The organism is Pseudomonas sp. SMV71, assembly GCF_052042015.1.
Taxonomy (GTDB): domain Bacteria; phylum Pseudomonadota; class Gammaproteobacteria; order Pseudomonadales; family Pseudomonadaceae; genus Aquipseudomonas.
Genome location: NZ_JBKGGU010000036.1, coordinates 14,732 through 29,541, shown reverse-complemented (window position 1 = coordinate 29,541; position 14,810 = coordinate 14,732). Strand labels below are relative to the sequence as shown.

At 65.1% G+C, this 14,810-nt stretch carries 2 protein-coding genes; both read right to left on the bottom strand.

The features are described from left to right. Positions 1-2,118, bottom strand: a 2,118-nt coding sequence (locus tag ACLEJQ_RS25020) for a condensation domain-containing protein (RefSeq protein ID WP_440799554.1), incomplete at its 3' end; no start/stop codon positions are given. 2 nt (positions 2,119-2,120) lie between these two features. Continuing rightward, positions 2,121-14,603 carry a non-ribosomal peptide synthase/polyketide synthase gene (locus tag ACLEJQ_RS25015; RefSeq protein WP_440799551.1) on the bottom strand — a complete coding sequence of 4,161 codons (12,483 nt, stop codon included), beginning with the start codon at positions 14,601-14,603 and terminating at the stop codon, positions 2,121-2,123. Positions 14,604-14,810 lie beyond the last annotated feature (207 nt).

Here is a 14,810-nt window from a genome sequence, read left to right as displayed (position 1 = left end):
AATCTCCCAGACCGAGAAGTCGAAGGCGTAGGAATGGAACAGGCTCCAGACATCCGCCGGACCAAAGCCGAACCACGCCTGGGTGGCGTCGAACAGCCGCAGGATGTTGCGGTGCGGCAGCAAGGTGCCCTTGGGCTGGCCGGTGGAGCCGGAGGTGTAGATCACGTAGGCCAGGTTCGAGGCGTCCATCGTCACTTGCGGATCGCTGTCGGCGAACTCGCTGACGTCCGCGTCCAGCAGCAGCGTTTGCACACCCGCCGGTACCGGTAATTGCTCAACGAGGGATGCTTGAGTCAGCAGCAGGCGAATGCCGCTGTCCTGCATCATGTAGGCCAGGCGCTCCTGGGGATAACTCGGGTCCAGCGGCACGTAGGCGCCACCGGCCTTGAGGATTGCCAGCAGGCCCACCAGCATGTCGAACCCACGCTCCACCGCCAGCCCCACCAGCACGTCCGGCCCGACACCCTGGGCCCTCAGTTGGTGGGCACGGCGGTTGGCCTGGGTGTTGAGTTCGCCGTAGCTCAGGGTCTCGGCGTTGAAACGCAGGGCAATCGCCTCAGGTCGCAGCCGTGCTTGTTCGGCGATCAGTTGATGGACGCAGGCGGTGCTCGGGAAATTATCAGGCGCCGGGTTCCACTGGGCGATGGCCTGTTGTTGCTCGCTGGCGGTCAGCAGCGGCAGTTCACCGATGCGTTGCGAAGGGGCGCTGACAATGCCGTGCAGCAGGTTCAGCCAGTGGTCGGCCATGCGTTGCACGGTGCTGGCGTCGAACAGGTCGGTGGCGTAACTCAAGGCCGCGGCCAGCTCGCCATTGGATTCGTGGGTGTCGAGGGTCAAGTCGAACTGTGCGGTGTGGGAACTCCAGTCCAGGCTCTCGACCTGCAAGCCCGGCAATTGCAGGGCCTGGGCCGCGCCGCCGCTCTGGTGATTGAACATCACCTGGAACAGCGGGCTGTGGCTCGCCTGCCGTTGCGGCGCGAGGGCTTGCACCAGTTGCTCGAAGGGCAAGTCCTGGTGGGCCTGGGCGCCCAGCGAAGCCTGCTTGACCTGCGCCAGCAACTGCTGGAACGACAGCGCGCCGTGCACCAGGGCATCGAGCACCTGGGTGTTGACGAAAAAGCCGATCAGTCCTTCGGTTTCCAGGCGATTACGGTTCGCCACCGGCACGCCCACGCGGATGTCGACCTGCCCGCTGTAGCGATGCAACAGCGCCTGGAACGACGCCAGCAAGACCATGAACAGCGTGCAACCTTGAGCTTGGGCCACCTGCTTCAAGCCCTCGGTCAATTCCCGGCCAAGGCTCAGGTCCAGGCGTGCGCCGCGATAACTCTGCACCGCAGGGCGCGGACGGTCCGTGGGCAATGGCAAGACTTCGCCGCCATCGCCCAGGCGCTCGGTCCAGTACGCCAGTTGGCGCTCCAGCTCACCGGCCTGCATCCACTTGCGTTGCCAGATTGCGTAGTCCGCGTATTGAATCGGCAGCGGCGCCAGGGCCGGTGTCTCACCACGGCTGTGGGCGGCATAGAGTTTGACCAGATCGTTAACCATGATCTGCGCGGAGGCGCCGTCGCAAATGATGTGGTGCTGGGTCAGCACCAGCACATGATCGTGCGCATTGACCTGCAGCAGCTTGACCCGCAGCAAGGGCCCCTGCCGCAGGTCGAACAATCCGGCAATCTCGGCATCGACCAGGGCCTTGAGCGCCGCGTCGTCCGGCCGTCCCTCCAGCATCACCGGCTCGATGGGCAGGCTCAGGCGGGCCTGCACCACCTGCCGAAGCCCTTCGGCATCCTCGACGAATAGCGTGCGCAAGATTTCATGGCGCGCCAGCAAGGCATCGAAACTGCGTTGCAACGCGTCCAGGTCGAGGGCGCCGCGCAAACGCAGGGCGGTGGGCACATGGTAGGCCGCGCTGTGTCGGTCCAGTTGCCAGAGAAACCACTGACGCTCCTGAGCGTAGGACAGGTCGAGGCGCTCGAACTCGGCGCGCATCGCCGGGATCGGCAGCGCAGCGAAGCTCATGCCTTTGCTGTTGAGTTTTTGCAGAAACGCTTGCCGTTGAGCGAGCGGTAAACGAATGAAACGCTGAACCAGAGACAGGTTATCGAGCTGAGTCATTTTCAAAGGGTCTCCAGGTCCGCCAGGAAATCATGCATCTCACTCAGGTCTTCGCTGGAGTGAGGGATCAGGTGGGCCGCCAGCCGTTCGGCGTACTCGGCCAGCGACGCGGTGCTGAACAGCAGGTCCAGCGGCACCGCGGCGCCTTGTTCCATTTGCAGGCGCGCCGTCGCTTGCGTCGCCAGCAGGGAATGTCCACCCAGTTCAAAGAAGTTGTCGTCGCGCCCTACCCGTTCGAGCTTGAGTACGTCTTGCCAGATGGCCGCGATGCTCCGTTCGAGCGCGCCTTCGGGCGCCACATAGGCGCGTTGCAGCTGCGTGGCGTCCGGCTGCGGCAAGGCCTTGCGGTCGAGCTTGCCGTTGGGCGTCAGCGGGAATCGCTCCAGCAGTACCCACTGCGCCGGGATCATGTAGTCGGGCAGCAACGGCGCGAGCTGCGCCTTGAGTGTTTCGCGCAGCAGCGCGGGCTCGGTAGCCTGCGGCTGGGCGGCAATCAGGTAGGCCACCAGTTGCATGCCGCCCGGCCCTGGCTGCGGCACCACCGCGGCTTCGCGGATCGAATCCTGGGCCAGCAGGCAGGCTTCGATTTCCCCCAGCTCGATGCGGAAACCGCGGATCTTCACCTGATGGTCGAGCCGACCGAGGTATTCGATCACCCCGTCCTCACGCTGGCGCGCCAGGTCCCCGGTGCGATACAGGCGCATGCCGTTGCCGAACGGATCCGGCAGGAAGCGCTCGGCGGTGAGCGCCGCACGGGCGTGGTAACCGCGCGCCAATCCGTCGCCGCCGATCAGCAGTTCACCGCTCAGCCCCACCGGGTTCGGCGCAAAGTGCTCGTCGAGGATGTACAAGGAGGTGTTGGCAATCGGCCGGCCAAGACACGGCAGGCGCTGCTCTTCGGTGAGCCGGTAAGCCGCCGACCAGATCGTGGTTTCGGTCGGGCCATAGAGGTTCCAGACCTCGCCGCCGACCGCGAGCAAGCGTTCGGCCAAATCCTCGGCCAGCGCTTCGCCGCCGCACAGGCATTTGCGACCGGCGAGCGCGGCCGCCGCCGGATGATCGAGCAACATGCGCCAGGTCGAAGGCGTGGCCTGGACCACGCTGACCTGTTGCCGCTCGATAGTCTGCAGCAAGGCTTGCGGATCGTGCGCAGTCAGGCGGTCCACCAGCACCACGCAGGCACCACTGAGCAACGCGCCGTAGAGTTCCAGGCCGAAAATATCGAACGAGAATGTGGTCAGTGACAGCACCCGGTCACGGGCACACAGGCCAGGTTCACGGAGCATGCTGGTGACGAAATTCACCAGCGCTTCATGGCGCACCATCACGCCCTTGGGCTTGCCGGTGGAACCAGAGGTGTAGATGGCGTAGCAGAGATGGTCACCCTCGACATGCACCTGTGGACCGACAGACCCAGCGCCGTCGGACATGTCATCCAGTACGGCGGGTATCAAGGTCTGCACCCCGTCCGGAATCGCCAGCCGCTGCAACTCCGACGCCTGGGTCAGCAGCCATTGCAGGCCACTGTCTTCGATCATGTGGGCCAACCGGTCGGCCGGGTATTGCGGGTCGAGCGGCACGTAGGCGCCACCGGCCTTGAGGACGGCCAGCAAGCTGACAATCATTTCAACGCCGCGGTCCAGGGCGATTCCCACCAACTGATCAGGGCCGACGCCGCGTTCCAGCAGACGCTGGGCCAGACGATTGGCCCGGGTGTTGAGTTCGGCGTAAGTCAGTGACTGTTCGGCAAACACCAGTGCCGGAGCGTCCGGGGTCCGCCGCACCTGGGCTTCGAACAAGCGGTGGACGCAACGCTCAGCGGGATAGTCCGCTGCGGTCGCATTCCAGGTGTGCAGCTGTTGTTGGATCTCCTGCGGATCCAGCAGGCTCAGCTCGCCCAGGGGATGTTGCCCAGCGTCGACCATTTGCATCAGCAAGCGTTGCAGGTGCAGGCCGATTCGCTCGACCGAGTCCTGGGCAAAACTGGCGCACTGGTAGCTGAACTGCACCGCCAATCGCTCGCCGAGGCTGACCAGCAGCGTCAGTGGATAGTGAGTCTGTTCGAGGTTATCCACGGCGCCGAAGCGCACACCCTCGGACGCACCTTGTGTCAGCACTTCGGAGATCGGGTAGTTCTCGAACACCAGGATATTGTCGAACAGCGCCTCACCGCCCAGCCCGGCCCAGCGTTGGATATCGAACAGCGCGCTGTGCTCGAACTCGCGCAAGGCCAGGTTCAGGCCCTGCACCTGTTGCAGCCAGTCGCCCAGCGACTGGTCGGCGCGAGGGCTGGCAATGACCGGCAAGGTGTTGATGAACAGGCCGATCTGGCCCTCGACGCCAACCAGGTCCGCCGGGCGCCCCGCCACGGTTGCACCGAACGCCACGCTGGACTTGCCGGTGTAGCGCTGCAACAGCAACAGCCAGGCGGCTTGCACCAGGGTGTTGACGGTCACTTTCGAGGCCCGGGCGAACTCGGCCAGACGCCGGGTCTGCGTGGTGTCCAGTTGCAGCTGATGGTGAGCGTAGGCATTCGCCGCAGCCGTCGTTGCCGGCCGCGCAAACGCTTGGGCCAGACGGACCGGCTCCTCCAGCGTACGCAGTTGCTGCGTCCAGAACCGTTCGCCCAGCGCCGCATCCTGACGCTGCAGCCAGGCAATGTAGTCCCGATAACGGCCCGTCGGACGCGGCACCGGTTCGCCACGGTAATGCTGCAAAACTTCGCCCAGCAGCTGCGCGCTGCTCCAGCCATCCATCAGGATGTGATGGTTGGTGTAGATCAGGTGATGCCGGTCCGCGCCGGTGCGCACCAACACCAAGCGCATCAGCGGCGCACAGCCCAGGTCCACGCCCAGGGCACGCTCCTCATCGGCAAGGGTTTGCAGCGCATCGGCGCAATCAGGCTGCTCGCGCCAGTCGAGGAGCCGGAACGGTACATCGACCTGACGCTGCACGATTTGCAGCGGTTGCTCCAGATCGCCCTGCCAGACAAAGCCGCTACGCAGGATGTCATGGGCATCGACCACGGCCTGCCAGGCGGCGCGGAAGCGTTGCGGATCCAAGCCCTCGGCATCGAGGCGCATCTGGTTGATGTAGTCGCCCGCGCCCTGCCCGAGCAGACTGTGGAACAACATGCCCTGCTGCATCGGCGACAGCGGATACAGGTCGTCCACGGCGTGGGGTTGCGGCACTAGTCTGTCGAGCTGGGCCTGGGTCAACCGTGCCAAGGGGAAATCCGACGGTGTGACGCCGCGCTGGCGGTCATCACAGCAATGGCGGATCAGCACGCTGAGTTCCTGGGTGTAGGCATCGGCCAGGCGTTGGATGGTCGCGCTGTCGAACAGTGCGCCGCTGAAGGTCCAGCTCAGGTCCAGCTCGCCGTCGAAGACCTTGCCGTCCAGGGCCAACGGACTGCCCAGCGGGCCTTGCAGGTTCAATTCTTCCCCGCCGCTTTCAGCGGTGGGCACGAACAAGGCGTCGGCGGCGCCACTGAAACTGGCGTCGAACTGGCCGAGGTAGTTGAAGGTCAACGACGGAGTCGGCAAGGCCCGCAGGGTTTGCCGCGCCTGCTCATCCCCCAGGTGCGCCAGGGCGCCGAAACCGATGCCCTTGTCGGGGATGGCGCGCAGTTGTTCCTTGATCTGCTTCAGCGAGGCCCCGAGGTCGGCGACCGGGGTCAACCGGGCCGGGTACAGGCTGGTGAACCAGCCGACGGTGCGGGTCAGGTCGACCTCGGCGAACAGTTCTTCACGGCCGTGGCCTTCGAGCTGCACCAGCACGCTGTCGTCGCCGGTCCAGCGCACCATCACCCGCGCCAGGGCGGCGAGCAACAGGTCATTGACCTGGGTGCGATAAGCCGCCGGAGCCTGCTGCAACAACTGTCGGGTCAGGGACTTGTCCAGCCGTGTGCGGATCACCCGGGCCTGGCAATGCTGTTGCCCGCCCTGGGGATTATCCCAAGGCAATGCGGCGTTAGCGCCCTGCAACTGCTGCTGCCAGAAGCCCAGCTCGGCCTGCAATGCGGTGCTGGCGGCATGGGCCTGCAACGCTTCGGCCCAGTGCTTGAGGGCATGGGTCTTGGCCGGCAATTGCACGGTTGTCCCGGCGACGAGCTGGCGATAGGCGCTTTGCAGGTCGTCGAACAGAATCCGCCAGGACACGCCGTCCACCACCAGGTGATGGACCACCAGCAACACGCGCTGCGAGCCATCGGCGAGGTTCGCCAGCACCGCCCGCAACAAGCTGCCGCCGTGCAGCCGCAGGCTGCGCTGGGCCCGGTTGCCCAGGGCTTGCAGCGCGTCCATATCAGCCACGTCGGCTTGCCAGAGCAAGGTCTCGGCGCCCTGCTCTTGCACCTGGCGATAGTGCGCGGTCCAGCCTTCGCCCTGCTCGCTGAAGTCCAGGCGCAATCCGTCGTGGTGAGCGACCACGGCGTGCAAGGCCTGCTCCAGCAACGGCGCATCCAGTGCCTGGGTCGGCTTGAGCATCACCGACTGGTTCCAATGGTGGCGGTCGGGTATCGCCTGGGCGAAGAACCAGTGGTGGATCGGCAGCAGCGCGGTTTCGCCGGTCACCGGTCGCTGATCGACCGTTTGCGGCGATACACCGGTCTGCACCACGCTCGCCAATGCCTCGATGGTCTGATGCTGGAACAGATCCTTGGGAGTGAAATGGATACCGGCCTGACGGGCGCGGCTGACCACCTGGATCGAGACGATGGAGTCGCCGCCCAGTTCGAAGAAGTTATCCCGCAGGCCGACCTGGCCGAGCTTGAGCACGTCCTGCCAGATGTCCGCCAGTTGTTGCTCCAGGGCGTTGCGCGGGGCCACGTAGGTTTGTTGCAACTGGCTGGCGTCGGGCTTGGGCAGGTTCTTGCGGTCGAGCTTGCCGTTGGGGGTCAGCGGCAGGCGGTCGAGCACCAGCAGGTACGCCGGGACCATGTGCGCCGGCAGTGTCGCCTTGAGTTGTTCACGCAGGTGCTCGGCGAACCCTTCAGGTGCAGCGGTTGGCGCGTCAGCCACCACATAGGCCACCAGGCGTTTGCCGCTGCCGGCAGCACCTTCCTGGGCGACGACTACCGCTTCGCGCACGCCATCCTGGGCTTGCAGGCAAGCTTCGATTTCGCCCAGCTCGATGCGGAAGCCGCGGATCTTCACCTGGTTGTCGATGCGGTCCAGGTAATCGAAAGTGCCGTCGGCGCGCTGGCGCACCAGGTCGCCGGTGCGGTACAGCAAGCCGCCGTGGTGGCTGAACGGGTCGGCGACAAAGCGCTCGGCGGTCAGGCCCGGACGGTTCAGGTAGCCGCGGGCCAGGCCGGTGCCGCCCAGGTACAGTTCGCCGGCCATGCCTTGGGGCAGCAGATTCAGGTCAGCGTCCAACACGTAGGCACTGCGGTCGCCGATGCGGCTGCCGATGGGTGCATAGGCGGCGCCGCAGGTCACGTCACGGCCGGCTTTCCAGATCAGCGGCGTGACCACGGTTTCGGTCGGGCCGTAGCCGTTGATGATGAAATCCGGGGCCAGGGCGCGCTTGACCCGCTCGAAACTGGCGTTGGGCACCGCGTCGCCGCCGAAGCAGTAGATGCGTACCTTCGGCGGGCGGCCTTCACGCTCGGCGTGCTCGGCCAGTTGCTGCAGGTACACCGGCGGGAACGCCACCACGCTTACGCCGTAGGTGTGCATGGCGTCAAAGGTCTGTGCCGGGGTCCACAGGCTGTCATCGCGGATCAGCAACGATGCCCCATGGGTCAGGCTGGTGAGCCAGCGCTCATGCGCGCCGTCGAAGGCAAAGGACATGAAATGGAATTCGCAATCGCTGTCGCGCATTTCGTAGCGTTCGCCGATGGCCTGGCAATGCATCGCCAGCGGACCGTGGGCCACGCTCACGCCCTTGGGGTTGCCGGTGGAGCCCGAGGTGTAGATCACGTAGGCCAGGTTTTGCGGGTCAAGCCTGACCTGTGGTGCCTCCAACGGTTGGCCGTCCAGATCCAGGTTGTCGAGTTCCAACACCTGTGCAGCCCGCTCCAAGGGCAGTTGCGCCGACACTCTGGAATCAGTGAGCAACAACGCCAGCCCCGAATCTTCGATCAGGTACGCCAGGCGTTCACGGGGGTAGTGGGTGTCCAGCGGCACATAGGCGGCGCCGGCCTTGAGCACCGCCAGCAGCGCAACGATCACCTGCTCACTGCGCGGCAACGCCACGCCGACCCGGGTTTCCGGACCGACGCCATGGCCGATCAAAGCGTGGGCCAACTGGTTCGCCCGACGGTCGATCTCGCCATAGCTGAACCGTTGCCCGTCGAAGATCACCGCCGTGGCCTGGGGTTTCAACGCGGCCAGATGGGCGATGCGCTGGTGCACGGCGATATCGGTCGGGTACGGCTGCGGATGGTTGGCGGCTTGCTGGCGGGCTTGTTCGGCGGCGCTGACCAGAGCGATTTCACCCAGGTTGCGCGTGGCGGATTCAGCGAAACGCTCCAGCAACTGCGCCAAGTGTCGGCTGATGCCTTCGATCGCTTGTGGGCTGAAGTGCGCCCGGTCGAAGTTGTAGTGCAGCGCCAGCGTCTGGCCGAGGGTCACGGCCACGCTCAGCGGGTAGTGGGTCTGCTCCAGGTGAGCGACCTCGCCGAACGTGGCCCCTTGCCCCGCGCCATCTTGCAGGGCCTGGGCAATCGGGTAGTTCTCGAACACCAGGATGTTGTCGAACAGCGCTTCGCCGCCCTGCCCGGCCCAGCGCTGGATGTCGGCCAACGGCGTGTGCTCGAACTCGCGCAGGCTCAGGTTCTGTGTCTGTACAGCATGCAACCAGGCGCCCACCGATTGATCCGGGCGCGGCGCGGCGATCACCGGCAGGGTGTTGATGAACAGGCCGATCTGTTGCTCGATACCCGGCAGGTCCGCCGGACGCCCGGCCACGGTGGCACCGAAGGCAACGCTGTCGTGGCCGGTGTAGCGTTGCAGCAACAGCAGCCACGCCGCTTGCACCAGGGTATTGAGGGTGACTTTTTGCTGGCGGGCAAACTGCGCCAGGGCTTGGGTGCGAGGCAATTCCAGGGCCTGGAAATAATCGCCCCGGCCGCTCTGGACAGCGTCGGTGGACACAACCCGCGCCAACCGGGTCGGCTCCTGCAAGGCCGCCAACTGGCCGTTCCAGAACGCCTCGCTGCGTTGCGCGTCCTGGCGCTGCAACCAGCCGATGTAATCGCGATAGCGCCCGGCATTGGTCGCCGGCGGTTGGCCGTTGTAGCGCTGCAGCACTTCGCCCAGCAGTTGGGCATTGCTCCAGCCGTCCATGAGGATGTGGTGATGGGTGTAGATCAGGTGCCAGCGGTCAGCGCCGGTTTGCGCCAACAGCAAGCGCAGCAGCGGCGCCCGGGCCAGGTCGAAGCCCTGGCGGCGCTCGGCGTCGGCGCACTCGTTCAAGGCCTCGGCGAGTTCCTCGCGCCCGCGCCAGTCCACCACCGTGAAAGGCAACTCGACCTGGCGCAGAACGATCTGCAAGGGTTGTTCGAGCCCCTCCCAGACAAAGCCGCTGCGCAGGATGTCCTGGGCGTCGAGGGTGGCTTGCCAGGCCGCGGCAAAACGCTGCGGATCGATGCCCTGGACGTCCACTCGCAATTGGTTGATGTACTCGCCCGCCGCCTGCTCGTACAGGGTGTGGAACAGCAAGCCTTGTTGCATCGGCGATAGCGGATAGAGGTCGTCGACTTGCCCCACCGCGACCGGCAGGTTGTCGAGTTGCGCCTGGGTGATGCGCGCCAACGGGAAATCCGACGGGGTCGCCTGCGGCGCTTCGAGGGCGCAGCAATGCTCGATCAGCGCGCTGAGTTCGGCGAGGTAGTCGGCGGCCAGGGTCTCGATGGTCTGGCGCTTGAACATCCGCTCGCTGAAGCCCCAGTTCAACGCCAGTTCGCCGCCGTAGACCTGGCCTTCCACCGTCAGCCAGTTCGCCAGGGGCGCCCGGGCATGCTGCGCCGCGCCGCTGCCTTCACTGGACGGCACGAACAGCGCAGCATCGTCGAACTGCCGGTCGAACTGGCCCAGGTAGTTGAAGGTGATGCGCGGCGCCGGCAAGGCCGCCAGTTCGCGGCGCACCGACGGCTCGCCCAGGTAACGCAGCACGCCGTAGCCCAGGCCCTTGTCCGGAACGGCGCGCAGTTGTTCCTTGATGCGCTTGAGCGATGCACCTAACTGCGCAGCAGGACGCAGGCTCACCGGAAACAGGCTGGTGAACCAGCCGACAGTGCGGGTCAGGTCCAGCCCGTCGAACAGGTCTTCACGGCCATGGCCTTCCAGTTGGATCAGCGTGCTGTCCTGGCCGGTCCAGCGACAGATCGTGCGCGTCAGCGCGGTCAACAGCAGGTCGTTGACCTGGGTGCGGTAGGCCTTGGGCGCCTGTTGCAACAGTTGGCGGGTGCGCTCGGCGTCCAGCCGCAACCGGACCTTGCATTCGTCGCACGCCAGCAGCGAGATCTCGGGGTAGTCGCACGGCAGATGATCGGCAGGTGTTTTCGCCTGGGCGCGCCAATAGTCGAGGCTGTCTATGAAGCTGTCCAGATGCCCGTGCAGTTGCGCGGACCATTGTCCATAGGTGCTGGTCCTGACGGGCGGTTGGATCGGCTGGCCGCCCTGCAACGCGGCATAAAAAAGCTGCAGGTCTTCCAGCAGTACGCGCCAGGAAACACCGTCCACCACCAAGTGGTGGATCGCCAGAAGCAGGCGCTGGCTGCCGTCGGCCATGTCCACCAGCAACGCACGCAGCAGCGGCCCGTCTTTCAGATCGAGGCTGCGCTGGGCGTCGTCGCACAGGGCGTTGAGTTGTTCCGGCGAAGTCGCCTGGCGTTGCCATAACAGGCTGTCCGCCGAGGGTTCGGCATAGGCTTGCTGCCATTGGCCGTTCACGTGGGTAAAGCGCAGGCGCAGGGCGTCGTGGTGCTCGGTCAGGCGCGTCAGGGCCGCATCCAGCGCCGCGACATTGAGGGGCGCCTGCGGCACCAGCAACAGCGACTGGTTCCAGTGCTGACGCTCTGGAATGTCACGTTCGAAAAACCAGTGCTGCACCGGCGTCAACGGCGCACTGCCGGCGGCCGGCCCCTGCTCCATCGGGTGGCTGTCGCCCTGGCGCGCCACCAACGCCAGGCTGCGCAGGGTCTGGTGCTGGAACAGCGATTTTGGATTGATTGCGATACCGGCTTGCCGCGCCCGGCTGACCACTTGCATGGAGACGATGGAGTCGCCGCCCAGCTCGAAGAAGTTGTCTTCCACACCGATGCTGTCGAGGTTCAGCACCTCTTGCCAGATCGTCGCCAGCGCTTTTTCCATCGGGCTCTTGGGCGCGATGAATTCACGTTGCTGCGCACTGCCGTCAATCGCCGGCAAGGCCTTGCGGTCGAGCTTGCCGTTGGGGGTCAGTGGCAGGCTTTCGAGGAACAGCAGATACGCCGGCACCATGTAGTCCGGCAGATGCTCACCCAGGGCGGTCTTGAGGGTTTCGCGCAGTTGCACCAGGGCCTGGGCCTCGGTCAGCACGCTGGCGTCGTTCGGCACGATGAACGCCACCAGTTGCGGGCCGTGCTCGGTGTCCTGGGCCAGTACGGCCAGTTCGCGCACTTGGGGTTGTTGCAGCAGCCGCGCTTCGATTTCCCCCAGTTCGATACGAAAGCCGCGGATTTTCACCTGATGGTCGAGACGGCCCTGATATTCGAGCGCGCCATCGCTGCGATAACGGCACAGGTCACCGGTGCGATACAGCCGTTCGCCGGTTCTGGAAAACGGATTGGGCAGGTATTTTTCAGCCGTCATGGCCGCCCGTCCGAGATAGCCACGGGTGATGCCCGCGCCACTCAGGAACAGCTCTGCCGAGACGCCTTGCGGCACCGCTTGCAGGTCCGCGTCGAGCAGGTAGGCGGCGCTGTGCTTGAGCGGCCGGCCGATGTTCGCCGTACCGCCGACGGTGCGCCGGGTCCAGGTGGAATAGGTGGTGTCTTCGGAGGGGCCGTAGAGGTCGTAGACGTGTTCGACACCATTTTTCACAGGCACCGCGGTTAACGGTGGGAGCGAGCTTGCTCGCGATGGCGTCCTGTCAGTGAATACTGAATTGTCTGACCCACCGCTATCGCGAGCAGGCTCGCTCCCACAGGGGTACAGCGCTTGAACCAGGCTCTGCTTCAAAGGCTCGCCGGCCAGGTTGATGATCCGCACGCTGGCCGGAATCTCGCCGCTGCGCTGCAACGCGGCGATGGCCGAGGGCACGGTGTTGATCAGTCGCACCTGGTCGCGAGCCGGCAGTTGCGGCAGTTCCAGGGCGTTGCGGGCGATGATCAGCGAGCCGCCGTTGGCCAGGGTGACAAACAGCTCCCAGACCGACAGGTCGAAGCACACCGATGTGGAGGCGAGCACGCCTTGGATGTCGTCGCGGCTGTAGACCGAAGCGGACCAGTCGATCAGCGCCAGCACGTTGCGATGGGCAATCGCTACGCCCTTGGGTTGGCCGGTGGAGCCGGAGGTGTAGATCACGTAGGCGAGGTTGTCCGGGGTGACCGTGGTGTCCGGCGCAACCAGCGGATAACGCGTCAAGTCGATCCGATCCAACAGCAACACGGCCGTTGCGTCAGGCACGGCCAAGGCCTGCGCGACCACTTGCTCGGTCAGCAACACGCGGGCGCGGCTGTCGTCGAGCATGTAAGCCACACGCTCGCCGGGGTAATCCGGGTCCAGCGGCACGTAGGCGCCACCGGCCTTGAGCACCGCCAGCAAAGCAATCAGCAGCTGTTCGGAACGCGGCATCGCCACGCCCACTCGCACCTCCGGCCCCACGCCCAGTTCGATCAGTTTGTGGGCCAGGCGATTGGCACGGCCGTCGAGTTCGCTGTACGTCAATCGGGTATGGGCGAAGGTCACCGCCACGGCGTCCGGTGTGGCAGCGGCTTGGCGGGCGATCAACTGGTGGATGCACTGGCTTTGTTCGAACGGCGGATGCAGCGGGTTCCAGTCGTGGATCAGGCGCCGGTATTCGTCATCGGCCAGCAACGGCAATTCGCCGACCAAGGCCTGGCTGTCAGCGACCATGCCTTGCAGCAGGCGCGTCCAGTGCCGGGCCATGCGCTCAATGGTGCTGGCGTCGAACAGATCGTCGGCGTAGGTCAACGCCGCGTGCAAGGTGCCGCCCTTCTCCCAGGTGTCGAGGGTCAGGTCGAATTGCGTGGTGCGGCTCTGCCACTCCAGCATCGACAGTTCCAGGCCAGATGCGGTGCGGATGCTGGCGATGTCGGCGACCTGCGGCTGGTGGTTGTACATCACCTGGAACAGCGGCGTGTGGCTGAGGCTGCGCTCAAGTCTGAGGGCTTCCACCAGTTGCTCGAACGGCAAGTCCTGATGGGCCTGGGCGCCGAGAGCTGCTTCCTTGACCGAGCGCAGCAGATCGTCGACACGGGTCTGGCCGTGGAACTCGCTGCGCAACACCTGGGTGTTGACAAAGAAGCCGATCAGCCCTTCGGTTTCCGCCCGGTTGCGGTTGGCGATGGGCACGCCGACGCGGATGTCGGTATGGCCGGTGTAGCGATGCAGCAGCACGTTGAACGCGCCGAGCAGCAGCATGAACAAAGTGATGTTGTGGCGCTGGGCCGTGCTGCGCAGTTGCTCGGCCAACGCCGGCGCCACGGCGAATTCGTAGCGCGTGCCGCGATAACTCGGCATGGCCGGGCGCGGGTGATCAATCGGCAGCTCCAGCACCGGATGTTCATCGCCCAGTTGCGCTTGCCAGTACGCCAGTTGCCGCGCCTGCTCACCGGCCTCCAGCCAGCGCCGCTGCCACAGGGCGTAGTCGCTGTACTGGATCGACAACTCAGGCAGTTGCGGGACAAGGCCCGCTTCAAAAGCGTCGTAGCAACGAATGAACTCGTCAATCAGCACGTTCATCGACCAGCCGTCGGAGACGATGTGGTGCAGGGTCAGCAACAGCACGTGTTCTTCGTCGTCGAGCTTGAGCAATTCAACCCGCAGCAGCGGACCGCTGGACAGGTCGAAGGGGCGCATCGACTGCTCGCTGGCGGCGTGGCGAACCGCCTGTTCGCGCGCGTCCGCCGACAAGGCGCTGAAGTCTTGATGAACAATGCGTAGCACCGTGTCGGACGGCACTTGCTGGAGGCTGTCGTCGGCCTGGCGCTGGAACACCGTGCGCAGGGTTTCATGACGGGCCACCAGGCTGGCGAACGCCTGCTCCAGCGCCGACAGGTTCAAAACGCCCTTGAGCCGCACGGCCCCCGGCAGGTTGTAGGCGCCACTCTCGGGCTCCAACTGCCAGAGAAACCACATGCGCTGCTGGGCATAGGACAAGGCCTGGCGATCCTCGGCCTCGACGCCCTGAGGGATGGGAAAACCGCTGAAGTCCACGCCCTCCTTGTCCAGTGCCGCCAGGAACATACGGCGCTTTTCCAGGGGCAACCCGATAAACCGGCGAGCAAGTTTCAAGGCGTCTTCAGCATTCATTTCTGGGGTATCCGGAATCAGTGGGCACAAGGCACAGAGGCAAGTCGTCCCTATAAAACGAATGCAGACCGGAAAAATTAGCGTTTGGGAATGGGTATCAGGAAGGAGAGAAAGTCCGTGGCGAGGGAGCTTGCTCCCGCTCGGCTGAGCAGCAGCCGCAGAATTTTCCAGGCTCGGAAAAACTTGCGTCTCGCCTGGTAGGGGTTG

Excerpts from the sequence above, each read along its gene's own strand:
- ACLEJQ_RS25015 (WP_440799551.1), bottom strand. The coding sequence starts at position 14,603 with ATGAATGCTGAAGACGCCTTGAAACTTGCTCGCCGGTTTATCGGGTTG.